Here is a 24992-nt window from a genome sequence, read left to right as displayed (position 1 = left end):
CCAACCAGCCATCGACCAACAAGGAGACAGCAATGGCAAGCACTGAAGAGATCCGCGTCGACCTCGCCGAAATCGTCAACGACGTGGCGGGCGTGGCCGCGGAGGACGTCCAGCTGGACAAGTCCTTCGTCGATGACCTCGGCGTCGACTCCCTCTCCATGGTGGAAATCATCTACGCGTGCGAGGACAAGTTCGGCGTCTCGATCCCCGACGAGGACTCCAAGAACCTGAAGACCGTTGGTGATGCGGTCGCCTACATCGAACGCGCCCAGGCCTGAGGCCGAGCCGGTGGGGGGTGGCGGCTGCCATCCCCCACCATACTTTCCAGCCCCGAGAAATCCTTCAGCCCCCAGGAGTTCAACATGACCGAGGTAGTCATCACCGGTTTTGGCGCGTTCACCCCGCTCGGCGTAGACGCCCCCAGCACCTGGGAGGCCATGCTCGCCGGCCGCTCCGGTGTGCACACCCTTCCCTACGACTGGGCAAAACCACTGCCCGTCACCTTCGCCGCCGAGGCTGCCGGTGACCCGAACGAGAAACTCGACCGCGTCGCGGCCCGCCGTCTCGACCGGAGTTCGCAGTTCGCCATGATCGCCGGCCAGGAGGCGTGGGAGGATGCCGGGCTCGGGCTCGGCGAAGACAATTCCACGGATCCGGACCGGCTCGCCGTGTGCGTGGGCACCGGTATCGGCGGTCTGCATTCCCTGCTCGGCAACTGGGACATCCAGAAGGAGAAGGGGCTGCGCCGGGTCTCCCCCTTCACCATCCCCATGCTCATGGCGAACGCGCCCGCCGCAAACCTGGGGCTGAAATTCGGTGCCGCTGCCGGTGTTCACGCGCCTGTCAGTGCCTGCGCCTCGTCGAACGAAGCCATCTCCCTGGGACTCGACCAGATCCGGCTGGGCCGCTGCGACATCGCGGTGGTCGGGGGGTCGGAAGGTGTCATCCACCCGCTGCCCATCAACGCCTTCGCCCAGATGCAGGCCCTGAGCCGTCGCAACGACGACCCGGAACACGCCTCACGCCCCTGGGACACCGGCCGCGACGGATTCGTCCTCGGCGAAGGCTCCGTGATCATGGTCATCGAAACCCTCGAACACGCCCGCGCGCGAGGGGCACGCATCTACGGAACCCTCGCAGGGGCCGGGATCAGCAACGACAACCATGACATGGTCCAGCCAGAACCGACGGGCCGCGGCCAGTCCACCGCAATGCGCAAGGCCCTCCAGGCATCAGGGCTCCAGCCCGGCGACATCAAGCACATCAACGCCCACGGCACCTCGACCCCGCAGGGTGACCTCACCGAGGCCAGTTCCATCGCAACCGCCCTCGGGTCCGCCGTGGACGAGTGCATCGTGACCTCCACCAAATCCATGAGCGGCCACCTGCTCGGCAGCGCGGGTGCATTGGAAACCTTCGCGACCGTAATGGCCCTCAGGCACCGGATCGTGCCCCCGACCATCAACATCGAGAACCTGGAACCCGGGCTCCCCATCGACATCGCCGTGAACGAACCACGCCGGCTTCCCGAAGGCGACCTCGCGGCCCTGAACAACTCCTTCGGTTTCGGGGGTTCCAACGTTGCGGTGACCGTGACCAACGCCAACATCACCGACTGACGCACCGGGTCGGGAGCGCGCCGGGCGCTCCCGACCCGGTGGTCGTCACACGACCTGGTGGAGCCACCGGATCGGTGCATCCTCCGAGCTGTACCGGAATTGTTCGAGTTCCTCGTCCCAGGCGGTCCCGAGGAGTCTTTCCATGGCTTGGTGAACGCTCATGCCCTTGGCGGACGCGGTGTCGAGGGCATGGCGGATGCGATCCTCGGGAACCAGGATGTCGCCGTGCACCCCGACCGTGGCGGCAAACGGACCGAGCGAAGGGGTGTAGCAGTAGCGGGTTCCCTCGGCCCCGAGCATGGCTTCCTCGGTCACCTCGAAACGGATGCGGGCGAACTCCGCGAGACGGGAGGCGAGCCTCGCCCCCGAACCGGTGGGCCCGGTCCACGAGAGCTCGGCCCGCTGGGAACCAGGCTCGGCGTGCTGCTCGCTCCACTGCCAGCTGAGTCCCGCGCCGAGCACCGAGGCGGCTGCCCATTCCAAATGCGGGCACAGCGCGGCCGGGGTGGAGTGAATGAAGATCATCCCCCGCGCCCCGGGCAGGCTCTCGGTGGCCGTGCAAGCGTTCATTTTGTTCTCTCCTGGGTCTCGGCCGGATTGCCTTCCCCTGCGATCCATCTCGACTCCAGGCGGTGTCAATTGTGCTACAGCTACGGGAAAGGCACAACAGGAGGCGGCGGGGCCGGTCATAAACTGTGACCATGCAGCGAATGTCCATTGACCAGGCCCTCAAGGGCATGGACTCCATCCGCCAGGTACGGGTCAGCGGGGACGGGGTGTTCTGGCTGGCGGGGATCGCCGCCGAGGACGGCCGGGTGACCGTGCGGCGTTGGCGGGAGGGCAGGATCACCGAGATCACCCCCGGGTTCAACGTGCGTTCCCGGGTGATGGAGTACGGCGGGGGTGCCTACGCGGTGGCCGACGCCCTGGTGGCGTGGTGCGACGATTTCACCAAGCGGCTGTGGATCCGGGACGGGGGGACCACCCGCCCCCTGACCCCCGGAAGCACCCGGTTCCGCTACGGCGGACTGACCCTCGATCCGCAACGCCGGTTGCTTCTCGCGGTCCGTGAGGATCACGAGGTGACCCCCGAGGAACGCAGCGAGATCGTCGCGCTGGACCTGGATTCCAGCAATGCCGACGGGGGCCACGTGCTGGTGAGCGGCGCCGATTTCTACGCGGGCCCGGCGGTGCGCGACGGACGGCTCGCCTGGTTCCAGTGGATGCACCCGAACATGAGCTGGGACGAGGCATCCGTGTGGGCCACGAACCTCGACGATCCCGGGCACGTCGACAGGATCTTCGGGAAGCCCGGGGTCAGTGCGCAACACCCGGTCTGGCTCGGGGACGGTTCCCTGGCCTGTGTCACGGACGAATCCGGCCACTGGAACTGGGTGGTGCACCACCGCGAGGGGATGTCGGCCTGGCGAACCCCTCACGACTGTTCGATTCCCGTGTGGGTGTTGGACACCCCGCCCGCCTGCGCAGTGGGGGATGACCTGCTGGCAACGGTTCAAATCGCCGACGGCCGCGGTGCGCTGGCGCTGTGGCATCCGCGCAGCGGCGGGGTCACCCATCCGCTGCCCGGAACGGCCATGGTCGAGTCCCTGGCCTCTTCCGGACAGGACCTGTTCGCGGTAGCGGAATGGGATGATCGTCCCGCCTCCCTGGTGCGCATCTCCCCCACCGGGGAACGAACCGAACTCGTGGCCTCCGAACCCCTGCCGGGTCTGAGCCGTCCCGTTAGTCGCTGGTCCGAGGGGCCCGCGGGGCCGGTGCACTCCTGGTTCTACCCGGTCCCCGACGCCGTGGCGGCGCCCCCCATGCTCGTTCTCACCCACGGCGGCCCCACCTCCGTGCACTACCCGAGCTTCGACAAGATGATCCAGTTCTGGGTTTCCCGCGGTATCTGTGTTCTGGACGTGAACTACTCGGGTTCCACCGGTTTCGGGCGCGCCTACCGGGACCGCTTGAAGGGGCGGTGGGGCGTCCTGGATGTCGCCGACGTGGTGGCGGCGGCCCGCGAGGTGTGCCGGGCGGAGCTGGCTGATCCCAAGCGTGTGGCCATCGCCGGAGGCAGCGCGGGCGGTTACACCACCCTGCAGGCCCTGGTTACCAGCGATTTTTTCGCAGCCGGCATCAGTTCCTACGGCATCGGGGATCTGCGGAGTCTCGTCGAGGAAACCCACAAGGCGGAATCCCATTACACCTTCGCCCTGGTGGCCCCGTGGCCGGAAGGGGAGCAGATCTACCGGGAACGTTCCCCGATCACCCGGCTCGACCGTCTCAACGCCCCCATGCTGATCCTGCAGGGTCTGGAGGATCACGTCGTGCCACCGGGGCAGGCCTTCGACATGGCGGATGCGGTGCGCGCCAAGGGGCTCGCCCTGGCACTGGTCACGTTCGAGCACGAGGGCCACGGTTTCCGTTCGCTCGCGGCCCGCGAGCAGTCGCTGGAGTCCCAGGTCTCCTTCCTGGAACAGGTATTCGGCCTGCCGCTCAGCGACGACGTTCCCGTCCTGCCGATCGAGAATCTCAAGGCCTGAGGAAAGAGACCGCGCTCAGGGCCAGCGCGCCCCCAAGGAGATCACGCCCATGGCGGCGAGGACCGCGAAGATTATCGCCAACCCCGCGTACTGGTCCGTGATCTCCATCGGAACCAGTTCGTAACCCAGGTCGGAGGAAATCGCCTGGTAGATCTCGCTGAGCTCGCCCGCCGATTCAGCCGAGAACTTCTTGCCCCCGGAGTTCTCCGCAACCACGTATAGCTCATGATGATCAACGGCCACCCGTTCCCGTCTACCATTGGATTCTACGTAACCGTTCTGGGTGCCGTAGGCGATGGTGTAGATGGGAACCCCCAGCTGCTTCGACTGCTGGGCCGCCGCGGCCGAGTCCCGCCCCAAGTTGGATGCGCCGTCCGAGAGCAGCACTATGGCCGCCGGGGCCGTTGCATCGGGATGATCGGGATCCGGTGGCACCAGTTTCAGCGCGTCGAGGCTGGTGTAGATCGCCTCTCCGATAGCAGTGGAGGGGGCCATCTGAATGTTGTCTATGGCGCGGTTAAGCACCCCCCGGTCCACGGTCGGGGGAACGCTGACACTGGCGGTTCCAGCGAAGGTCACCAGTGCGACATTGAACCGCTCCGGGAGGCTCGCGATGAACTTCTTTGCCGATTCCTTCGCGGCCTCGAGCCGGTTGGGGGACACATCATCGGCCTCCATAGACCAGGAGACGTCTATCGTGACGACGATGGTTGCCCGGTCCCGTGCCTGCTTTCCGTAGTCCTTCGGCATCGCCCAGGCGATCACCAGCGAAGCGAGACTGAGCAGCGCCAGCAGCACGGCGCCGTGACGTTTCCAGGCCGCATCCTTGGGGATGACGAACCTCAGCCGCGAGTTCGGGGTCTGCGACCGGGAAATCCGATTGGCCAGATACCAGTAGATCCCCGCGATGACGGGAATCAGCGCCAGCGCCCACAACCGGATGGGCTGCATGAACTCGAGCACCAGGGTCGTCATCGCGGCCACCTCGCAGCCATCATCACTGCCCCCAGCGCGGCCACCACTGCGAAACCCAACGCCCCGAACGCGTACTGCGCGGTCACCGGTTTCTTCACCTCTTCCGTGCCCACCGATGAACCGATCCTCTTGTAGGCGTCCTTCAGGCTGTCCGTGCTGTCCGCGGAAACCGATTCCCCGCCAGTGGTCGCGGAGATCGACCGGAGAACCTCGTTGTCCGGGGCGACGTTGTGCCGCTTCCCGTCCAAGTCAACGTATCCGTTCTCGGTTCCGTAGGCGATGGTGAACACCGGCACCCCGGCCGCCTGTGCGCGGCCCGCACTTCCCGCGGGCTCCGTTCCCGAAGTGTTCCCGCCATCGCTCAGCATCACGATCATGGCCGGCGCGGGTTCGGAACCGTCCTCGGGGGCGGGGGCCTCGCTGACGGCCTTGAGCGCCTGGTCCAGCGCGTCCCCGATGGCGGTGCCCTCCTTGAGTTCCAGGGTGTCGATGGCCCTGGTGAGCGCGCCCCGGTCCGTTGAGGGAGGCATGACCACGGCAGGGGAACCGTTGAGTGAGACCAGGGCGACGTTGTAGGAGTCGGGCAGCGCATCCACGAACTGTTTCGCTGCGGTCTTGGCCGCTTCCAACCGGTTCGGGTCCACGTCGGAGGCCTGCATGGAAAGCGATGTGTCTATCACCATGACCACGGTTGCCCGTTCCCGTGGGACCTTCTCCGTTCCGAGTGGCTGGGCCCAGGCCAGGGTCAGCGCCACCAGGGAGCACAGCGACATGAAAACGGCCAGGTGCCGCGTCCAGCGGCGCTGGGAACCGATCACCCGGCCCAGCACCCCGGTGTTGGTGTAACGCAGTGAGGTTCGCCCCTTGAGACGCATCAGCACCAGGTAGGCGATGATCAGCGCGGGAAGAACCAGCAGCACCCACAGCCTCTCGGGGGTCTTGAAAGCCAACCAGTCCATCATCGGCTCACTCCCTGGGGCGGCGCGTGAAGGGCGCTGGCGACCCGCCGGTAGCCGAGGACGAATCGCGCGATGTCAGATACCCAGTCGCGGTCCGTGCGCAGCTGGATGTGTCCCGCCCCCGCGCGCCTGAGCGCCACCTTGATGCGTTCACGCTGCGCGCGTGAGGCGTCGTCCATCCGCTGGCGCGCGGCCGGATCGGAGGTGTTTATGTAGCGCAGGAAGGAGGTTTCCGGGTCGCGGATCAGCATCTCCCCGACGTCGGGGAACTCCAGTTCGTGCCGGTCAACCACCTCGACGCACAACACCTGGTTGCGAACCGCCAGCCGCCTGATCGCCCGTTCCCAGGCCGGTGGCCGGTCAGGATCAAGCTCGGCCTCTCCCGAGGTCAGGAAATCCGAGACCACCACCCGCATGCCGCGGCGTCGCTGGGAGCGTGCCATCTGCTCAATGCCGTCGACCAGTTCCAGGTCACCGGGGGCGTTGTCGGGGACGATGGGTTCGGTGAGCATCTGCCGCAGCATCCCGTACAGGGCGGTCCGGCCCGAACGGGCGGGCAGCCGCTTGATGCGGTCGGGCAGCATCATGAGACCGCCGAACCGGTCCCCCATCCGTTGGCTTAGGAAACCGATCGTCGCGATGGCCGCGATGCCCAGGTCGCGTTTGGTGATGCCCTCGGTCCCCCAGTTCATCGACGGGGTCACGTCGAGCAGTCCCCAGACCTCGAGCTCCCGGTCGGCCATGGTGTCGCGGACGTGGGGAACCGTGGTGCGTGCGGTGACGGCCCAGTCCATCATCCGGACATCGTCCTGGCCCGGCTGGTACGGGCGGGCGTCGTTCGTGTCGGAACCCGGTCCCGGGAGCAGACCCAGGTGATCTCCGTGCAGGAACCCCTCCAGGCGGCGGACGACGGTGAGTTCCAGGCGCCGCAGGGCGGCTTCCGGGGCCAGTTTGGTCAGCGGGATGGTGGGGCCGCTCGGTGTGTGCAGCACGGATGTGGCGGCCCCGGGATCGTGGGGCGCCTGTGTCGCGGGTGCGGGTGCGAAGGATGGGGAGGTCAAGGTTCCCTCAGGCATGACCGGGCTGGTAGCCGTGTTGCTGGTGACGCTGCTGGCGTGACTGGTCGTTCCACACCGGGGTGGGTGCCGGGACCATGGCCAGTATGCGATCCACCACGTCGGTGGTGAGAACGTTGTCGGCCACCGCATCGAAACCGAGCACGATGCGATGGGACATGACGTCGCGGGCCACCGCCTGCACATCGGTGGGGAGCACGTAGTCGCGGCCGTTGATCAGCGCGAGGGAACGCGACGCGGCCACAAGGCCGAGCGTGGCGCGGGGGGAACAACCGATCTGAATCACCGGCTCCAGGTCCGGCATTCCGAAATCGGCAGGGTTCCGGGTGGCCAGCACGAGGCGCACGATGTACTCGCTGACCAGGTTGTGGACGAAAACCTTGGACGCCATGTCCTGCAGGTGGCGCACCAGACCAGGGTTCAGCACCTGCTCCGCCTGCGGGGGTTTGACGCTCATGCGCCTGAGGATCTCGAACTCCTCGTTGCCCTTCGGGTAGGGCACGTCCACCTTCACGAGGAAACGGTCCCGCTGCGCCTCGGGAAGCGGGTAGACGCCCTCGGACTCGACGGGGTTCTGGGTCGCGATCACGATGAATGGTTCGGGCGCGGGGTAGGTCCTGCCGCCGATGGAAACCTGTTTCTCGGCCATCAGCTCGAGCATCGCGGACTGCACCTTCGCGGGCGCCCGGTTGATCTCGTCGGCCAACACGAAGTTCACGAAAACCGGTCCGAGCTCGATCTCGAAGGATTCGGAGCTGGCGGAGTAGATGCGGGTTCCGACGATGTCGGAGGGAACCAGGTCCGGGGTGAACTGCACTCGAGCGAAATCCCCTCCGACGACTGTCGCGAAGGAACGCACCGCCAAGGTTTTCGCCACGCCCGGTACGCCTTCGAGAAGGCAGTGGCCCTTAGCCAGAAGAGCCACCATCAACTGCTGGACCATGTGTTCCTGACCGACGATGACCCGCTGCACCTGGCTGATGGCCACGCCCAGAAGGCGAGCGGCGTCGGCAACGGTGGTGGGCAGGGGTGGCTGCGCGCTGGGGGTAGTCAACTTGGAGTCTCCTTGAAACGATCGCGCACCACGATACCGCGCCCGCCGAGCAGGACCGAGATGCGATGCCCGGAGACGGAGGACCTCGCGATGTGATGTCATAGTCCTTGATGACTCAGCCACCAGATCCCACACCCGAATACGCGGAACACCATCCCCTTCTTCCGGAGGACCCGGTCCGCGTGGGCGATTTCTGGATCGACTCACGTCTCGCGGAGAGCCCAGCGGGTGTCGTCTACTGCGCGCACGCGGACGGCTCGGATCCGGTGATGCTGATCCACTTGCGCGACGGCGCCGCCTCGGATCCCGCTGCGCGGGCACGTTTCTCCGGTGAGATCAACGCCATGCACATCGACACCGTCGTGGCCCGCGGCGGTCAGGATCAGGACGAGGGGCGCATGGCGGTGCGTTTCCGGGACGAGGACGACGACCCGATCGTCGCCTCCCACCGCCCTCTAGCCCCGTGGGTGGCACTGGCCTTCTCCGGTTCCCCCAAGGCCGTGTCAGAGGCGCAACGGGTGCTCGCCGCCGTCGATCTCGTGCACACCCCCCAGCTCGGTTCCCCCGCGGGACCGGATTTCCAGATGCACTGGTGGCAGAACATCCGCCCGGGGACATGGCGGATGTGGCCGCTTCCCTGGCCGGGCCGCAAGGACCGGGCCGGCTGGCTCAGCCTGCTCACATCCTTCCTGCTGATGCTGCTGATCGCCTCCGTCGCGGTGCTGTTGGCGATCCTGGTGTTCCAGAACCAGCAGAAGGTGTCCCCTCCCGCCCCCGTGCCGAGTTCCGAATCCGCTACCGGTACCGGTAGCGGTAGCGGTTCCCCCAGCCAGTCCTCCGGGGAACCGTCTTCTGGGGAGTCGTCCTCCGGGGAACCCTCGGAACTGGAGAGCCGCAGCGACACCCCCTCGATGGAACAGCCCTCGGGTGACTCCTCGGGCCCGGGCAGCCCGAGCCCCGAACGCAAGTTGTAACCGGCTTTCTTCACATCTTTCGCATCCGGGGAACACAGGCAACGTACAAGTTGGCCCGGCTCAATGGTGATCGCCCTGAGGAAAGATCCTCTCCACCGATCAACAAGGCCAGCACATGCAATTCCTGCCCTACCTAGCCAACATCGTCGCAATCTGTGTCCTCGTCTTCGCCATCTACCTGCCACGGCATCACCGCCGCGATCTGGCGGTCGCCTATCTGGGCGTCAACATCGGCGTCATGGCGGTTTCCATCGGGCTGCTGAACAGCACCGTCGCGGCAGGACTCGGCCTGGGCCTGTTCGGGGTGCTGTCGATCATCCGGCTCCGGTCCGATGAACTGGCCCAGCACGAGGTGGCCTACTATTTCAGTTCGCTCGCCCTCGGTTTGCTGGGCGGGCTCGGGGGCTCCACCACCACCTACGCGACGATGGCCCTAATCGTGGTCGTCCTGGCTCTGGCCGACTCCTCCCGGTTCCGGACGGGGGTCAAACGCGAGGTCGTCAACCTCGACCGGGCGATCACCGATCCCGAGGAACTCCGCTACGAACTGGCGACCCGTCTCGGGGGCCGAGTGCTCGGGGTGAACGTCCAGCGCCTCGACTTCGTCGCTGACACCACCCTCGTCGAGGTTCGCTACGCCCCGGGAGCCGGTCTCCCGGTCATCGAGAAGGTGGAGGTGCTGCGATGAGCCTGAGCGATCTCGCCCCGGTTCACCTCGACGAACTCAACGCGGCCGCGGAGTTCATGAGCCGGGTGGACCGCAAGTATCCGCTGCACCAGCGCGCCGCCGAGGCGATACTCGATTGCCTGCCGACCGGCACCAGGGTCCTGAACATCGGGGGAAGAACGGAGTTCGGGTACACATCCGTCTACTTCGACACCACGGCACGCGACTCCTACCTGCTGGCCGCGAGGGGCCGCCCGCACCGGTTCAAGGTGAGGGTCCGTCACTACCGGGACTCGGGCGAGGCCTTCCTGGAGGTCAAGACCCGGCGCGGCGGAAACACCGTCAAGGAACGCATCCCCCACGATCCTTCTGCACTGTTCGAGATCGCGCCCGAACAGTACGGCTTCATCAGCGGCCGCCTTGCCACCGGGGGGATCCGCGGCATCCGCCCGCAGTGGCTGGGACCGAGCCTGGAAACCAGTTACCTGCGCACCACGCTGCTCGCCGCCGATGGCCGGGCCCGGCTCACCCTGGACCGGGAACTCGTCTGGAAGGAGAACGGCCACAGCCTGCGGGCTCCCCGGCTGGCGATCATCGAGACCAAGGCAGGGTCGGCTCCCAGTTCCGCGGACCGGACCCTCTGGTACCACGGCTACCGCCCACAACGGATCTCCAAATACGCCACTGGTCTCGCCGCCCTGCACCCCGAACTGCCCGCGAACCGCTGGCGCCGGGTCCTGAACCGACACTTCTGACAAACGAGACCACCGAAGGACCGACTATGAAAATGCGAAAGCTCAAACTCGGACTCGCCTCTCTCGCGGCAGTCGCCGTCCTCGCCGGCTGCTCCTCGGCCACCACGCTCACCGACGCCTCCGGACAGACCGCGACCCGTTCCACCGCCACCGGCAACAGCGGAAGCAGCGAGGCCCTGACCGCCCTGCTCTCCGAGAACCAGGAATCCCACTACTCCCAGGACGACTCCGATTACGACGAGTCCTCCGTCACCCAGATCACTCTGAACGGATCCTCGGCCACCGCCTCGGGCGGCGGGGTCACGGTCGACGGCTCAACCGTAACGATCACATCCGCGGGAACCTACCGTCTTGCCGGTTCCCTGACGGGGCAGGTGATCGTCAACGCCGACTCCCAGGACGTGAAGCTGATCCTGAACGGCGTCGAGCTGACCAACCCGTCGGGTTCCCCGATGGTCGTCACGGCCGCGGACGAGGTGACCCTGATCCTCGCCGACGGCACCGAGAACACGATTTCCGACGCGGACACCTACGCAGACACCTCCAGCGAGGCCCCGTCATCGGCCGTTGACTCGGCCAGCGACCTCAGCATCGCCGGGAACGGGTCGCTGAGCGTCACGGGCAACAACAACGACGCGATCAACTCCGCGGACGGGCTCGTCATCGCGGGCGGCAACGTCACGGTCAAGGCGGCAGATGATGGCATCCGGGGAAAGGACTACGTCATCGTCTCGGGCGGAACCGTCAATGTGGAGGCCACCGGGGACGGCATCAAGTCCGACAACGAGACCAACGCCGACCGTGGCTACGTCCTGATCGAGAACGGAACTGTCAACATCACATCCGGGGATGACGGCATCAAAGGGTTCAACGACGTCGCGATATCGGGAGGTGCCGTCACCGTCTCCAACTCCCTGGAGGCCGTCGAGGCCCAGACCCTCGTGATCTCGGGAGGCCAGACCCGGCTGACCAGCAGCGACGACGGCATCAACATCTCCGGCGACAACCCGCAGGGCTTCACCATCGCCGGCGGCGCCGTCACGATCGATTCGGAGGGCGACGGGCTCGATTCCAACGCGGCCGGGACGATCTCGGGGGGCAGCGTCGTGATCCTCGGACCCACCGTGGGGGGAAACGGCTCGGTCGACGTGCAGTCGGGGTTGACCGTCACCGGCGGCGAGCTTTGGGCGATCGGGACTTCCGGCATGGCCGAGTCCCCCTCAGAGAACTCCACCCAAGCATTCGTGTTCACGAACCTGAACGGCAGCTCCACCGGTGAGGTCTCCATCGCGGATTCCAGCGGGAACGTGATAGCCACCCAGGCCTCCTCCAAGCAGTACTCCTCGGTGCTGTACTCCGGTCCCTCCATCTCGGCGGAAAGCACCTACGAGATCCTGCTGGGCGGCAAATCGGCAGGCACGGTCTCCGCCAACCAGTACGCGACCGGCATGGGTTCCGGCCCGGGCGGCGGGCAGCCCGGTGCGGATCAACAGAGCAGCCGGCCCGGCAGGTGACCCCGGTGAACGCCGGTAGCCTGATGGCATGAAACCAGCCCTGATCGCTACGGACCTGGACGGCACCTTCCTGGGTGCGAACGCCGTCCTCCTCCAGTCAAACCTGGCGGCGGCGCGACGATCCGTCGAGGAGGGCGTCGTCTTCGTGATTGCCACGGGCAGGCCCAGGCGCTGGCTCGACGCCCTGGCGGAGCTGCGTGACCTGGATCCCCTGGCGATCTCCAGCAACGGGGCGGCCATCGGCCGGCTGACCAGGCCCCGCCCCGACTTCCTCCACCCGATCGAACCGGAACGGGCCCTGGCCTTCTCGGCGGCGCTGCCGCCGGAACTCGAGGTTTCGTTCGCGGTGGAGTACGAGCACGGGTGGGGTCGCGAACCCGGCTACCCGGTTGGGCACTTCTCCGGGGCCGATCAGGTGGCTGGCCTCCCGGACCTGCTGGCGGCCGGCCCGGTCATCAAGGTGCTCGCCCGCACCCGCCACGCCGACACCCACGCCTTCTCCCCCGTGGCCGTCGCCGCCGCGGGCGAGATCCTCCAGGCCACCTTCTCCTGGCACGACGTGTGCGGCACCGTCGAACTGTCGGCGCCGGGCGTCACCAAAGGTGCCGCCCTGGCGAGGCTGCTGGAGGAGATCGACATCGACCCGGCCGACGCGGTCGCTTTCGGTGACATGCACAACGACCTGGGGATGCTGGAGTTGGTGGGCCGGGGCTACGTCATGGCGGACGCCGATCCGTGTCTGCTCGGCCGGGGTTTCACCCGGATCGGCCCCAACAACGAGGGGGCCGTCGGCGAACAGATCCTGCGCCTGCTGGATGCGTGAACCGCATCACCCAGCGCCCGCAGGGTGGGCGGTAATGACACCGAGGACCGCCCGCTCCCGGAACCGTCCCCGGTGTTCTCACTTCGTGGCCGCGTCGATGGCGGCCCAGTCCAGGCCCACCGGAGCGAGGGCCGCGACGCCGGCCAGCAAACCCAGGCGAGCCGCCCTCAGCCCGGGTTCCTTCGCCATCACCAGGGTGTCGTTGAAGAACCGGGCGATGGGGTCGACCAGGTCCTTCGCCGAGGTTGCGAAACCGGAGACGGATTCGCAGGGTTTCCTGTCCGCAATGGCCACGGCGAGGGCCTTCTCCGCGTCGTCGACCAGGGCCGCCGGATCGAACCCCGGGGTGGTGCCCGCGGGGAGGATGCGGTGGATCCGCACGATGGCCTCCACGATGGCCCGCCAGCCGGGTTCCCCGAGAAGGGCCTCCAGGTCGTTGGCCTTCGTCTCCGCGTCCGCCGGGTGGGTGGCCGACGGCAGGACCGCGGCCACCATGTCGGCGGAGCGCCCCTCGTCGCGCATCAGCTGGGCGTAGCGGCCGATGACGAATTCCTCGGCCGCTACGATCGCGTCCTGCGAAACCGTGATGCCCTGGGTTGTCAACGCCTCCGCTGCGGCCTCCAGGCCGTCGCGCACACCGATGCCGGCCAGCCCGGGAACCTCACGCAGCACGCGCACCACGCCCAGCGCGGCCCGCCGCAGTCCATAGGGGTCGGAGGAACCGGAGGGTTTCGCGCCGAGGGCGAACATCGCCATCAGCAGGTCGAAGCGGTCCCCAAGGGCCAGCAGGGCGCCCGGAAGCGAGGCCGGGACCGCGTCGGCGGAGGTGTGGGGCTGTTCCATCTCGTGGAGGGCCTCGGCGACCGCGGGGGTCTCGCCTTTGCGGAGCGCGTACTCGCGGGCTACGAAACCGGCGAGGCTGGTCATGTCCGTGACGAGGTTCGTCGCCAGGTCGTACTTCGCCAGCTGCCCGGCGCGTGCCAGGGTTGCGGCCTGCTCCGGGGCGAGGCCCAGCCCCTCCCCCACACTGGTGGCCACCGCGGCGATGCGGCGGGCGCGCTGCCCCACCGAGCCGAGCCGGTTCTCGAAGGTCAGCTTCTCGAGGCCCGGCACGAAGACGTCGACCGATTCGACCTCGAGGTCCTGGTTCCAGAAGAACAAGGCGTCCTCGTAGCGGGCCCGCAGCACCGACTCGTTGCCCGCCGCCACCACGGTCTCGTCGCAGGCTCCGTTGGCCATGGTCACGAAATACGGCAACAGGCGCCCCTCGGCGTCGCGGACCGGCAGGTAACGCTGATGCTTTGCCATGACCGAGACCAGAATCCGGTCCGGGAGTTCCAGGTAGCGCTCGTCGAAACTGCCCAGCACCCCGAAGGGTTCCTCCACCAGGTTGGTGATCTCGTCGACCAGCGCGGCATTGTCCTCGAAATCGATGACGCCTCCCACACCGGCTGCCAGTTTCTCCGCCTGGTCCACGACCGCCCCTCGGCGTTCCGCGAAACCGAGCGCGATCCGTCCCTCGGCGAGCAGGCCCGGCAGGTCGTCGGCGGAAGTGAGGTCGTGGAATCCGACAGGAACGCCGTCGAGACGTTTCCCGCTCCCGGTGGATGCGGCGGTGGTGCGTTGCAGATAGGTGCTGCGCCCCGCGGCCACCTCGGAGACGCGGGCCGGGACGATCTGTTCCCCCCAGAGCGCCACCAGCCAGCGCACGGCCCGGGAGAAGGACAGCTTCGGGTCGCGCCAGCGCATGTTCTTCTCGGCGCGCAGCCCGGAAACGCAGTCCTCGACGAGGCCCTTCAGCACCTCCAGGGCGTTGCGGCCCGGTGATTCGACGGCGACGCAGGCGTGTTCGGCGCCGTTCACCTCAGCCTTTACGACCTGCTCCAGGGTGACTCCTTGGCCGCGCATGAAACCCTGCAACGGTTTGGTGGGGTTGCCGTCGGCATCGAAGGAAACCGCCCATTTCGGGCCTTTCCGCAGGTTCGTGGCGTCCGGTTCCCGGGCCGCAACCCCGTCGACGATTGCCACGATGCGCCTGGGGGTGCCGTCGACGCGGATCTTGCCGTGCGCCAGGCGTGAGGCCGCAAGCCCGTTCGTGAGGGTCTTGTTCACCGCCTCGACGGTGGGGCCGACGACGTGCGGGGGAAGCTCCTCCAGGCCGATCTCCAGGGCGAAGGTCCGGGGCCGGTCCGTGGCGGGTTCCTCAATGGCCTCCTCTGGTGTCCCGGTTTTCCTCTCGGTTTCCTTGAGGAGCGGGAACCCGAGTTCGCCTCGCCGTTCCACCCACAGCGCTGCGGTGTCGCGCATCAGGCGGCGCATGGTGCTGAACGCCTGGGCGCGTTCCGTGGTGGAAATCGCGCCACGGGCGTCGAGCACGTTGAAGGCGTGACTGGATTTGAGGATGTAGGAGTGGGCGGGAACCGGCAGCCGTGCCTCCACCATGCGGGTGGCCTCCGAAACGTAGGCCTCGTAGAGCCGCCGGTTCGTCTCGATGTCGGCGTCGTCCAGGTAGTAGCGGCTCATCTCGTACTCCTGCTGGCCGAACGCCTCACCGTAGGTGACGATACTGCCGTCGGCTTTGCGGGCGTAGGCGATGTCCTTGAAGTGGGTGACGCGCTGCTGCGCCATCAGGATGCGTTCGATCCCGTAGGTCAGTTCCACGGGAATCGGGTCGAGGTCCTGCCCGCCGACCTGCTGGAAGTAGGTGAACTGGGTGATCTCCATGCCGTCGAGCCACACCTCCCAGCCGAGTCCCCAGGCGCCGATGGCGGGCTGCGCCCAGTTGTCCTCGACGAAACGCACGTCGTGGGCGTCGAGGTCGATCCCGAGGGCCTCCAGCGACCCGAGGTAGAGCTCCTGGGGGTCGCCGGGTTCGGGTTTCAGGATCACCTGGAACTGGGTGTGGGTCTGCAGCCGGTTCGGGTTCTCTCCGTAGCGGGAGTCGTCGGGACGCACGGAGGGTTCGACGTATGCGACGTCCCACGGTTCCGGTCCGAGGACCCGCAGCACGGTGGCGGGGTTCATGGTGCCGGCCCCCACTTCCGAGTTGTAGGGCTGCCAGGTCAGGCAGCCGCGCGAGGTCCAGTAGTCGGACAGGATCCGGAGGGCGTCTTGCATCGTCAGCACCGGGCCAGACTACCCGGCCAGCACCTCGCGCAGCACGTCAAGTGGCAGCGAACCGACAGCCAGGGCGCGGTCGTGGAAGTCGCGCAGGTCGAATTCCTGCCCGGCCCGGCGGGCCGCATCGTCACGGATCTGCTCCCAGATCCGCTGGCCGATGCGGTAGCTGGGGGCCTGTCCCGCCCAGCTCAGGTAGCGGTGCAGCTCGAAACGCAGCTGGTTTTCCTCCATGGCGACGTTGTCGCGCAGCAGCTGCCAGCACTTGTCGTGGTCCCAGATCCCGCCGCCATAGCGGTCGAAGGCTGGTTTGCCGAGGTGGATTCCCAGGTCGAGGACGACCCGGGTGGCGCGCAACCGTTGGCCGTCGAGCATCCCGAGGCGCTCCCCCGGGTTCAGGAAACCGAACTCATCCATGAGACGTTCCGCGTACAGCGCCCAGCCCTCGCCGTGCCCGGAGACCCAGCAGACCAGCGACCGCCAGCGGTTCAGGCTCTCCCCCTGGGCGACGGCCTGCCCGATCTGCAGGTGATGGCCGGGCACACCCTCGTGATGGACGGTGGTCTTCTCCTGCCAGGTGGTGAACTCGGTGACCCCCTCGGGAACGGACCACCACATCCGGCCGGGACGGGAGAAGTCGGCGGACGGTCCGGTGTAGTAGATGCCACCGGTCGCCGAGGGGGCGATCATGCCCTCGATGGTGCGCACCCGCGGATCCAGGGTGAAGTATTTCCCGTCGAGGGCCGCCACGGCCTCATCGGCGGTGCGTTGCATCCATTCCCGCAGCGCCCCGGTGCCGTGCAGCTGGTTCGCCGGATCGGCGTTCAGCACGTCGATCGCGTCGGCGATGGTGGCCCCGGGTCCCGCGATCTCGCGGGCGATGGCCTCCTGCTCGGCGGTGATCCGGGCCAGCGACTCGACCCCCCATTCGTAGGTTTCATCGAGGTCGATCCGGGCGCCCAGGAACTCCCGGGAGGCCCGCTGGTAGCGTTCGCGCCCCACCGCATCAGCTTCCCGGGCTGCGGGGGACAGGTCCTGGGTGAGGAACCGGGCCAGGTCATCGAAGGCGCCGCGGGCGAGCTCCGCGGCCCGTTGCAGCTCGGCGCCGAGTGTTCCCTCCCGACCGGATTCGGCCGCCAGCTGGCGGAACCTCGATTTCTCCCCGGCCAGGGCGGCGGCCTGGGCCGCCACGTCGGTCACGGTACGGCGGGCCGGGACGATGCCCCGTACGATGCCCTCGCGCAGGGTCTCGATGTAGCCGCCGACGGCGCGGGGCATGTCCGCCATCCGGGATGCGATGTTGCTCCAGTCCTCGTCGGTCCCGGTGGGCATCAGGTCGAAAACGTCCCGCAGCCACTGGACGGGCGAGTCGATGTTGTTGACCGCGGCGAACTGGTCACCTGCCTCGATGCTCTCCAGTTCGAGGCCGAGCCGTTCCGTCATGGCCGCGGCGGTGACCTCGTCGACCGCGTCCGTTCTCGGGGTTTCCTCGATCAACCGGAGCGTACGCCGCAGCTCATCGGCCCAGCGGCCGGTGCCCTCCGGGGAGTAGTCGGGCAGTTCGTGGTCGTGTCCCGGCAGACCGATTCCCGTTGCCTCGAGGGGGTCGTTGACCGCCAGGGCCTCGACATGGGCCTCGGCGACGGCGTCGAGTGGAGTGGATTTGCGCATGCACCCAACCTATCGGGTGATGAGATGCCCTTTCCGGGTGCTCAGTTCCTTGTGGGTGAACACCAGGGCGCGTTGGGCGGCGAAACTGATCGCGAAAAGCGTGACCTCGGTCAGCAGCTTCGCCAACGCCAGTGGCATGACGATCGACAGGGCCCGCAGCAGCACGTAGTTGGCGGCGAGGATTCCACAGGCGAGGAGCGCGTACCTCAGCGGGGTGCTGCGGTCGCCGTCGCGGAACACCGCGTGCCGGTTGAGCAGGTAGTTGACGGTGGCGGACAACACCCGGGCGGCGATCACGCTGAACAGCAGGTTGTGGGTCGCGGCCACCAGCAGCAGCAGGGCCACGAAATCGACTGCGAAACCGGCCAGCGACGAGCCTGCGAAGGCCAGCAGCGGCCGGTAGACCCGCCACGAATCCCGGATGGGACGGAAGTGGGAGCTTTTGTTGCCGTGCAGGTAGATGGTTTCGATCTCGACCTCTCGGATGCTGATGCCGGCTTTTCCGGCCTGGAGCAGCAGGGACAGCTCGTACTCGAAACGTTCCCCCGGGACGGTGCCGAGCCATTCGAGCAGGCTCGGCGGGTAGGCGCGCAGTCCGGTCTGGGTATCGCCCACTCGGATCGCGGTCAGGGTTTTGAACAGCCAGCTGGTCACCTTGTTCCCGAAGGCGCTGCGCAGCGGCACCCGGCCGGTGAACCGACGGCCCCCGAGCACCATCTCGCGGGAGCCGATGTCGACCTCGCGGGCCACCCGCATGATGTCGGGAACCTTGTGCTGGCCGTCGGAGTCGGCGCAGACGACCACTTCGCCCGGGTGGTGCCGCCGGGCGATGGCGAACCCGGTCTTGAGCGCGTGACCTTTTCCGCGGTTCTCCGGGTAGCGGTGCACGGTGGCGCCGTGAATGCGCGTCAGGGCGAAGATCTCGTCGTGGTCGGGGCCGGAACCGTCGTCCACCACCAGGACGCTGGGAGAAGCGGGATGGGCCCGTAGCTCACGCACCAGGGCGATGAGCGAGTCGCCGGGTTCGTAGGCGGGAATGAGAACGAGCATGATGTCACTTTCCGATCCACAGGATGTCGCTGGTGCCGCGTTCCTTGTTCTTGCCGAGGGGGTTGTTGACGAGGGAGCCGTTGAAAACCATCTGGGTGGAGCCGCCGCCGTCGAGGTTGTAGGCGACCCGCGCCCCCAGGTCCACGAAGAGCTGGGCGAAATCGGTCATTGTGATGCCGTTGCTGTACCCGGCGGAACGGCCATCCACCACGACAAAGACGAAGTGATTTGCGGCGATCATTCCCAGTCCCGTCCTGGGCTGGGTGCCCTGGATGGAGTGGTTGCCGAAGTTGGTGTCGATCTCGAGTGTGTCGATGCCTTCGATGACGGCTCCGCCGTCGACGAGCGTGGGGCCGAAGGAGAGGGTCTGCCAGGCACCGTCGGAGATCAGTTTCGCGGCGTTGGTGCCGGTCTCGTCGTAGCTGACCATGGTGCCGTCCCGCATGATCGCCAGGCCTTGGCGGGCCGGTTCGTCACGGAATGCGACACCGTCACGGATGATGATCCCGGTGTCGCGGAAACCGTAGTAGTCGCCGTTGATGGCGAACAGGGCCCCGACGTTCTCCGCAATCGCAGTCGGGTACTCGATGATGTTGGTTCCGAAACTGTTCTTCGCGAAGGCGTTGCGCAGGGCGGTGACGTCGTTCAGTTTCACGTCGGCCACGTACCAGGCCTTGGCGGAGTTCCCGGAACCGGATGAATGCGGGGTGATGGTGATCTGCCGGTCACTTGAGGTGTAGGTCGTGCCCTCGATCACCCCGTCCCCAGCCGATGTGGCGGTGGCTGTGGCGGTGCCGCTGGCCTGGGTGCCGGGCAGCCCCTGGTAGTCGGACGCCGATGTGACGTCGGTGTGCTCGATCAGGTATCGGTCGAGGGCCCAGGCCGTGCCGCCTGCCGCCGCGAGCCCGACGGCTCCGGCGGCGCCGGTGATGATGGTCCGGCGGGAAAGGCGCGGGGTGGGTCGTGAGTTCGTCATGCCGAACACCCTCGTGAACCGCCCTGTGCTGGACCTGTGGTGACGCTTCGCGCGCGGCATGAGCATCACCGCTAGACTGTGCCATCGGATCGGGGCGTTAGCTCAGCCGGTCAGAGCAAGGGACTCATAATCCCTGGGTCGCGGGTTCGAGCCCCGCACGCCCCACGAAACAACGGGGCCCGCAGGAATTGGATTCCTGCGGGCCCCGTTTCGTCGCGGTTCCTCAGTCACCGGTGCGCGGCAGACCAGGCCTGATGGGCACCGGGGTTGATGAGGGCACCGGCTTCGGGGACGCCGACGGCGAGGGACTTGGCGACGGGCTCGGGGACGCCGACGGCGAGGGACTCGGCGACGGAGACGGCGACACCACAGGAGGCGGAGGAGTCACCGGAGCGCAGGCCTGCGCCGAGGACTGTTCCCCGTTGAAGGTGAGGGTGGCCCGGTTCAACAATCCCGTTCCGTTCTCCCCCGCATCCAGCGTGCAGTCAGCGGCCTCCTTGGTGATTGCCGCGGACACCTTTGCCCGAACCTCGATGACGAAGGTGTGCGAGGCTCCTCCCTCGATGGCTTGGTTGCTTGCAAGGACCTTGTCCGTCGCGCCGTCGAAACCAGCATTGGCTGCTGGGCCGCCCTCGACCGACACCAGCGCCACTTTCTCGACGGAGATCCCCTCCCCCGGGGCGGGAGTGTCGCTGAGGTCGTAGGAACCCGCCCGGGATCCGGTGTTGGTCACCGTGATCCTGTACGTGGTGGTTACGTCCTGGCCTTCCTGACGAGTCTCCTGGACTTCCTTGGTCACCTTCACCTCCGGAGGGTTGAGGAAGGTGTTGACGACCTTGATACCGATCTCGGCGATCGTGTTCGGATCGTTGGTTTCAACCGGGATGGCGTTGGCCCAATCCCCCGGGGTCACCTCGTGGCTGGTGGCTCCCCCGGTGTCCGTCTCCTCGCCGAAGCAGCGCGCGCCCAGCGGCAGTTTGGCCTCCGCCCCGGTGGCGTCGGTGACGGTGACGCTCTGCCCGCCCTTGAGCTTGACGGGACCGCTGAACACGGTCGTCCCGGCCGCCCCGTTGTCATCCGGCATTTGGCAGGTGACGGTGACGGTGAATTCCTTTTCCTTGGCAGCCTCCACAGCTGCCGCATCCCCGTTCAGTTCCTTGGTGACCTTGACCTTTCCGGCCGAGTAGTAGTTGGTGAGTGAGGCCTTGACGCTCTGGCCCGCCGATCCGTCCGCGTCCCAGCCGATGGTCACGGTGCTGGACGGGGGTTGTGCTTGCGGGTCGGCATCTGCGGCGTCCGTTTCCGTGACCACGCAGACGCTGCCGACCGGGATCCCCGTGATCGGGTTGCTGTCGGCCGAGGTGGCGCCGTCCGGGGTTTTCACCTTGACGTCGGCTCTGTTCAGCACCTCCTTGCCGTCCAGGGTGCAGACCACGGAGAAGGCGAACTCGTCCCCGCCCGCGAAGGGAACCACGCCCTGTCCTTCGAGTTGTTTGGTCACGGTGAGAGCACCGCTGGCCAGATAGCCCGCATCGACGGTCGGATCGTCGGTGTTCTCCGGCAGCACCACAGGAGCACTCTGGCCGGTGGTGGCATCGGCATTCGAGTCGAGAGCGGGGTCGGACCCGGCTGTCTGCTGGGTGAAGCCATCCGCCGCCTTCCCGAAGGTAACGGTGTATCCAGCTGCGTCGGAGGCCCGCAGGTTCGGGAATCCGTAGGCGCCCTGGGCGTCTGTCTTCGTGCTGAGCGAGACCGCATTGCCCAGGTCATCGGTTCCTTTCAGACTGACCTCCACCCCGGCCATGGGCGGTTCATCAGATCCGTCGAACTGATCCTGGATCCCATTGCGGTTGACGTCCAGCCAAGTGCGGTCGCCGATGCTGCTGCTCACCACCCGTTCCGTGCGGGCGATCGGCCCGACGGGGAACTGGAAACCCGCTGCCCGGGCGAACGCCTTGTTGGTGTAGACGTCTCCCTCGGCGTTCCCGATCCCGGCCATGGTGATGTCGAACTCGAGGACCTCACCTGAGCCGAAGGCACCGGGCTGGATCACCCGCAGGGCAGTGACCTCAGAAGCTGCGGCCGGGCAGGTACCCGTGCCGTACACCGCGGTGCCTCCCGCCGGGGAATCGCACCACGTGGTGCCTCCCGCAGGGGAATTGCTGGCGTCATCCGGGTCCTGGTTGACCTCACCGGCCGAGGTATAGAGAATCCTCGCAGCCGCTGTTCCCTTGGTGATGGCAGCCGACTGGAACTCGAAGGTTCCGGAATACTTCGTCTCGGTCACGCCCGTCAAACCGCTGGTGACGCCGTCGCGGGGCAGGACGTCGATGACGTCCGGGTTGTTCACGGAGTCGGCCTCGGGGCTGGGCAGTGTGTTGGTCAGACGCACCCGCCACTTGTTCGGCTCGTTGGTGGTCTGGCCCGGGAGATTCACCTGGGTCACGGGGGTGAGAGCCGTTTTCTGCAGCTTGATCCCGGCCAGGTTAGCGGTGACGATCTCCGCTTGATCGGTGCGCTGCTCCAGGGTGGAGGCATCGTCCTCGGCCCAGACCACGACGTCGTTGATGTACGTTCCGTTGACCGCGGCCGGGGAGATCTCGGTGGTGACGACGATGGGTTCCATGGCCTTGTTCACCTCGTGACCGGGGAACACCCATCGCAGGTAGGTCTCCCCCTCATCGCAGGCCGGACGTTTGGCATCGGCCGGGGTGGAGCCCTCGGAGACCACGGACGGGCTGATCGAGGCGGAGGTGAAAGCAGCGGCTGTGGGAAGGCAGTCCTCCACCCACACGTCCTTCAGGATGCCGGGAACCTGGGCCGGCGAGGTCAGGGAAGGAGTGAGCTGGAACTGGGCGGTGTCGCCTCCTGTCACCTGCGGAGGAACCGAGCTGAACTCGCCAGAGGTCCCCTTGCGAACCTGCTTGTCCACCCGGACCTGGGCGGCTGCCAGGATGAGCCTGTCGCCGTACTGGCCGGAGTGGTTCGCCGGATCGTAGCTGGAACGCCCCCAAGCAGACTTGTTATCCAGGAGTTCTTGTCGGGTCAGTTCCGACATGTTGACCCGTTTCACACCGGCCCAGTTCGGCAGGATGTCGCCGGTGGGACGACCGGAGTCGACCACCTCGTGGCTGATGGCCACGACCATCCGGACCCCGACACCAACCGTCTCATTGTTGGCGACGGGTTCGGGCAGCACCGTGTAGATACGCACTCGGGAAACCGCGGAATAGACCCCCCTGGCCAGCAGATCCGGATCATTGCCCGGGACAGCGGCCGGATCGTCGTACCAAGGTCCTTGGGCCTCGCCACACTCCGAGGCCTCACCATTGCCCCCGGGCACCGCGGAGTACTGAACCTGGATGCCGGGCACCTGGGAGGATTCCGTCGCGTAGACGGCACTGCCGTTCACCAAGGCATTGTTGTAGCCGGAAACCCATACAGGTGCGCCAGCGGAAGCAACCCTTTGGAAATGAGCGTTGGGGTCGGTGCTGGCCGGGACGTTCCTGGCCTCGAGTCGCAGGCGTGAGCTGTCCCAGGCATCACACATCAGGGCGCTGATCTTTCCGGGATACCCGGGGTTGCTACCGACTATCTCGAGCTGGGACTGGATGTCCTGTGTGGGAGCCACCGTAATGCCGCCGGACATCCGGGTGGCACCTCCCGCTGGGCCCTCGCCCTGGGCTGAATCCGATGGACTGAATTGTTGTGCGCTCATGTTCCCCGGGCTTCCCGGAACACCTTCGAAAGACTTGGAGAAGCCCGTCCCCACGCTGATCTGGGGAGTAGTGCTCCGGTGATTGTTCCAGTCCTTCTCGTCCTGCGAATCGTCACCGGGGACAGCGCTGGTCTGGACATCCGCGGTGGTCAGGCCGGTTATGTTCAGGTTGGTGTAGGAGTTCTTGGTGGCAAGGGTCCATGTGTTGTCTGCCTCCACACCGAAATCCTTGATGGTTGCCACGGGCGTGTAGACGATGAACGATGTGGAGATCGCGTAGGCCGTGTCCGCTGGGATGGCGTTCCCGGCTGGCCTGAGTGTCTGTTTCGGGTAGGTCCACAGGGTCATGTCAGCATTTTTGACCGTGAACTTGGCGGGTTGTCCCGGGCCGTCCTGGTTGATTTCAACCTTTCCCGAGTCCCGCACCGAATTCAGTGAAGTTCCACCGCTCACACCGATCTTTGGGCCGGGTGCGCTGTAGAAGTAGTCGTATGGGTAGACGCGGCTGCCGTACTTCCCCAGGTCCGCCTTGATGGCTGCGATCTTTCCTGCATCCAGCCCGGGGTACATCGCCTCGGGAGTCACGTCGTCGGTCCACGTGACATCCCCTGTCGCGGGCATGGCTCCCTTTCCACCGGTAGGAGCGCCGATGAGCGCGGTGTAGGCGGTCATCTTGCAGGTTGCGGCCTTGTCCCACGGACAGGCGGTGTTGGTGGGGCCGTACACGTAGCCCTGGTTCGGCGAGGACGAAATGCTGTTCTTTGAGATGTCCCATTTCAGTCGGGAGGATGCGGTGACGGTGGCCACCGTGGGGCTGGAGACAGTGGTTGCGCCATCCGCGCTGAGCTCGGCCGAGGCCAGCGGTAGAGCGGTGCCGTTGCGCACGAGATTGCTGACCTTGGCCGTGAAATCGAAGAAATCAGAGCTGGCAGCAGGCTTGTTCCCGAGATTGCAGACGAGGCTCTGCGCTGGCATGGAATCCAATGAGTTCCCCGACAGCGGAAGCTGGGGCGTGGGCAGTGTCTCCGGAGTCAGGGCCGATCCCGCCCCTGTGCAGAATCCGGGCAGCTCCTCCATGTAGATTCCCTTGGGAAAACCGATCTTGACGGTGGTGTTGTCCCCGGCGTCCTGGTTCACCCCGTACTGGACCCTGTAGGTGATGCTGTCGTTGACCCGGACAATTCCGTTGGTTGCGCTGGAATCGTTTCCTGCCGAGTCGTCGGCATCGAATGACGGAGTGCCGTCACTCTTGACCGTGACATCAATGCTCAGTTGCGGGGTGGCGTGCGCTACCACAGGAGACATCGCCCCGATCAGGGCACTGATCCCCAGAATGGTCAGGGCACGTGCTCGCCACCTGCCGACGGTCTTCAAGACCATTTCTTCCCCCCTAGCTACATCGAGTAGACGCCTGTCGCCGGAACCCGGCGAAAATCAAGCAGCTGAATCATAGCTGCAAACATCACTCAATGCTAACCAGGGATAGGGAACCAAGTTC

18 protein-coding genes and 1 tRNA gene are annotated in these 24992 nt (G+C 66.6%); 9 read left to right on the top strand and 10 right to left on the bottom strand.

The window, feature by feature from the left end:
- Positions 1-32 precede the first annotated feature (32 nt).
- Together EL272_RS07040 and EL272_RS07035 are read left to right on the top strand one after the other, a co-directional pair.
- Positions 33-278, top strand: a complete 246-nt coding sequence (locus EL272_RS07040) for an acyl carrier protein (RefSeq protein WP_014846519.1) — start codon at positions 33-35, stop codon at positions 276-278.
- Positions 279-362: 84 nt separating this feature from the next.
- Entirely contained in the window at positions 363-1619 is a 1257-nt protein-coding gene (locus EL272_RS07035) for a beta-ketoacyl-[acyl-carrier-protein] synthase family protein (RefSeq protein ID WP_061787001.1), read from the top strand.
- A gap of 45 nt (positions 1620-1664) precedes the next feature.
- Here the strand turns inward: EL272_RS07035 and EL272_RS07030 are convergent, their stop codons facing one another.
- On the bottom strand, positions 1665-2189 hold the full coding sequence (locus EL272_RS07030; RefSeq protein WP_014846517.1) for a DUF3145 domain-containing protein: 525 nt from the start codon (positions 2187-2189) through the stop codon (positions 1665-1667).
- Positions 2190-2320: 131 nt separating this feature from the next.
- On the opposite strand from EL272_RS07030, the gene EL272_RS07025 reads away from it, so the two are divergent.
- On the top strand, positions 2321-4165 hold the full coding sequence (locus EL272_RS07025; protein WP_061787002.1) for an alpha/beta hydrolase family protein: 1845 nt from the start codon (positions 2321-2323) through the stop codon (positions 4163-4165).
- A gap of 15 nt (positions 4166-4180) precedes the next feature.
- On the opposite strand, the gene EL272_RS07020 is transcribed toward EL272_RS07025, so the two are convergent.
- The 4 genes from EL272_RS07020 to EL272_RS07005 are packed head-to-tail and all read right to left on the bottom strand — an operon-like array spanning position 4181 to position 8229.
- Positions 4181-5140, bottom strand: a complete 960-nt coding sequence (locus EL272_RS07020; RefSeq protein ID WP_061787190.1) for a VWA domain-containing protein — start codon at positions 5138-5140, stop codon at positions 4181-4183.
- Positions 5137-6102, bottom strand: coding sequence for a VWA domain-containing protein (locus EL272_RS07015; protein WP_014846514.1), 966 nt, complete (start codon positions 6100-6102; stop codon positions 5137-5139). The genes EL272_RS07020 and EL272_RS07015 overlap by 4 nt, the downstream gene beginning before the upstream one ends.
- Positions 6099-7175, bottom strand: coding sequence for a DUF58 domain-containing protein (locus EL272_RS07010; protein WP_014846513.1), 1077 nt, complete (start codon positions 7173-7175; stop codon positions 6099-6101). Before EL272_RS07010 ends, EL272_RS07015 begins: the two co-directional genes overlap by 4 nt.
- Positions 7168-8229: an AAA family ATPase gene (locus EL272_RS07005; RefSeq protein ID WP_014846512.1), complete on the bottom strand. Its 1062-nt coding sequence runs from the start codon at positions 8227-8229 to the stop codon at positions 7168-7170. Before EL272_RS07005 ends, EL272_RS07010 begins: the two co-directional genes overlap by 8 nt.
- Positions 8230-8339: 110 nt before the next feature.
- Between EL272_RS07005 and EL272_RS07000 the strand changes: the two genes are divergently transcribed.
- The 5 genes from EL272_RS07000 to EL272_RS06980 all read left to right on the top strand — a co-directional run bounded on the left by EL272_RS07000 (position 8340) and on the right by EL272_RS06980 (position 12962).
- A complete protein-coding gene (locus EL272_RS07000) occupies positions 8340-9203 on the top strand; it encodes a hypothetical protein (RefSeq protein ID WP_073969943.1) in 864 nt (287 codons plus the stop codon).
- Positions 9204-9318: 115 nt separating this feature from the next.
- A complete protein-coding gene (locus EL272_RS06995; RefSeq protein WP_014846511.1) occupies positions 9319-9891 on the top strand; it encodes a DUF4956 domain-containing protein in 573 nt (190 codons plus the stop codon).
- On the top strand, positions 9888-10625 hold the full coding sequence (locus EL272_RS06990; protein ID WP_014846510.1) for a polyphosphate polymerase domain-containing protein: 738 nt from the start codon (positions 9888-9890) through the stop codon (positions 10623-10625). Before EL272_RS06995 ends, EL272_RS06990 begins: the two co-directional genes overlap by 4 nt.
- 26 nt (positions 10626-10651) lie before the next feature.
- The gene (locus EL272_RS06985; RefSeq protein ID WP_061787004.1) at positions 10652-12139 is read left to right on the top strand and encodes a carbohydrate-binding domain-containing protein; all 1488 of its coding nucleotides are present in this window, start codon (positions 10652-10654) and stop codon (positions 12137-12139) included.
- Positions 12140-12167: 28 nt separating this feature from the next.
- Entirely contained in the window at positions 12168-12962 is a 795-nt protein-coding gene (locus EL272_RS06980) for an HAD family hydrolase (protein ID WP_061787005.1), read from the top strand.
- Positions 12963-13040: 78 nt separating this feature from the next.
- Here EL272_RS06980 and EL272_RS06975 read toward each other — a convergent pair whose 3' ends face one another.
- The 4 genes from EL272_RS06975 to EL272_RS06960 are packed head-to-tail and all read right to left on the bottom strand — an operon-like array spanning position 13041 to position 19776.
- Entirely contained in the window at positions 13041-16079 is a 3039-nt protein-coding gene (locus EL272_RS06975; protein WP_061787006.1) for a glycine--tRNA ligase, read from the bottom strand.
- Positions 16080-16097: 18 nt separating this feature from the next.
- A complete protein-coding gene (locus EL272_RS06970) occupies positions 16098-17750 on the bottom strand; it encodes a DUF885 domain-containing protein (protein ID WP_061787007.1) in 1653 nt (550 codons plus the stop codon).
- Positions 17751-17759: 9 nt separating this feature from the next.
- Positions 17760-18800 (bottom strand): bifunctional glycosyltransferase family 2/GtrA family protein, encoded by a 1041-nt coding sequence (locus tag EL272_RS06965; protein WP_061787008.1) that lies wholly within the window; start codon positions 18798-18800, stop codon positions 17760-17762.
- A 4-nt stretch (positions 18801-18804) separates the two neighbouring features.
- On the bottom strand, positions 18805-19776 hold the full coding sequence (locus EL272_RS06960) for a phosphodiester glycosidase family protein (RefSeq protein WP_061787009.1): 972 nt from the start codon (positions 19774-19776) through the stop codon (positions 18805-18807).
- A gap of 91 nt (positions 19777-19867) precedes the next feature.
- Here EL272_RS06960 and EL272_RS06955 point away from each other — a divergent pair.
- Positions 19868-19941 (top strand) — tRNA-Ile (locus tag EL272_RS06955).
- Positions 19942-19999: 58 nt separating this feature from the next.
- On the opposite strand, the gene EL272_RS06950 is transcribed toward EL272_RS06955, so the two are convergent.
- Complete coding sequence (locus tag EL272_RS06950; RefSeq protein WP_061787010.1) at positions 20000-24874, bottom strand: SdrD B-like domain-containing protein; 4875 nt, start codon at positions 24872-24874, stop codon at positions 20000-20002.
- Between the last annotated feature and the right edge of the window lie 118 nt (positions 24875-24992).

This window comes from Arachnia propionica (assembly GCF_900637725.1).
GTDB classification, from domain to species: domain Bacteria; phylum Actinomycetota; class Actinomycetes; order Propionibacteriales; family Propionibacteriaceae; genus Arachnia; species Arachnia propionica.
Note: the sequence above shows the minus strand (reverse complement) of the source record. Positions and strands in the feature narration are given on the sequence as shown.

What these genes read in the sequence shown, in the direction of transcription:
- EL272_RS07025 (WP_061787002.1), top strand. Translation starts at nt 2,321, where the DNA reads ATGCAGCGAATGTCCATTGACCAGGCCCTCAAGGGCATGGACTCCATC.
- EL272_RS07035 (WP_061787001.1), top strand. Translation starts at nt 363, where the DNA reads ATGACCGAGGTAGTCATCACCGGTTTTGGCGCGTTCACCCCGCTCGGC.
- EL272_RS06970 (WP_061787007.1), bottom strand. Translation starts at nt 17,750, where the DNA reads ATGCGCAAATCCACTCCACTCGACGCCGTCGCCGAGGCCCATGTCGAG.
- EL272_RS06960 (WP_061787009.1), bottom strand. Translation starts at nt 19,776, where the DNA reads ATGACGAACTCACGACCCACCCCGCGCCTTTCCCGCCGGACCATCATC.
- EL272_RS07030 (WP_014846517.1), bottom strand. Translation starts at nt 2,189, where the DNA reads ATGAACGCTTGCACGGCCACCGAGAGCCTGCCCGGGGCGCGGGGGATG.
- EL272_RS07010 (WP_014846513.1), bottom strand. Translation starts at nt 7,175, where the DNA reads ATGCCTGAGGGAACCTTGACCTCCCCATCCTTCGCACCCGCACCCGCG.
- EL272_RS06990 (WP_014846510.1), top strand. Translation starts at nt 9,888, where the DNA reads ATGAGCCTGAGCGATCTCGCCCCGGTTCACCTCGACGAACTCAACGCG.
- EL272_RS06995 (WP_014846511.1), top strand. Translation starts at nt 9,319, where the DNA reads ATGCAATTCCTGCCCTACCTAGCCAACATCGTCGCAATCTGTGTCCTC.
- EL272_RS07040 (WP_014846519.1), top strand. Translation starts at nt 33, where the DNA reads ATGGCAAGCACTGAAGAGATCCGCGTCGACCTCGCCGAAATCGTCAAC.
- EL272_RS07015 (WP_014846514.1), bottom strand. Translation starts at nt 6,102, where the DNA reads ATGATGGACTGGTTGGCTTTCAAGACCCCCGAGAGGCTGTGGGTGCTG.
- EL272_RS06975 (WP_061787006.1), bottom strand. Translation starts at nt 16,079, where the DNA reads ATGCAAGACGCCCTCCGGATCCTGTCCGACTACTGGACCTCGCGCGGC.
- EL272_RS06950 (WP_061787010.1), bottom strand. Translation starts at nt 24,874, where the DNA reads ATGGTCTTGAAGACCGTCGGCAGGTGGCGAGCACGTGCCCTGACCATT.
- EL272_RS07000 (WP_073969943.1), top strand. Translation starts at nt 8,340, where the DNA reads ATGACTCAGCCACCAGATCCCACACCCGAATACGCGGAACACCATCCC.
- EL272_RS06965 (WP_061787008.1), bottom strand. Translation starts at nt 18,800, where the DNA reads ATGCTCGTTCTCATTCCCGCCTACGAACCCGGCGACTCGCTCATCGCC.
- EL272_RS06980 (WP_061787005.1), top strand. Translation starts at nt 12,168, where the DNA reads ATGAAACCAGCCCTGATCGCTACGGACCTGGACGGCACCTTCCTGGGT.
- EL272_RS06985 (WP_061787004.1), top strand. Translation starts at nt 10,652, where the DNA reads ATGAAAATGCGAAAGCTCAAACTCGGACTCGCCTCTCTCGCGGCAGTC.
- EL272_RS07020 (WP_061787190.1), bottom strand. Translation starts at nt 5,140, where the DNA reads ATGACGACCCTGGTGCTCGAGTTCATGCAGCCCATCCGGTTGTGGGCG.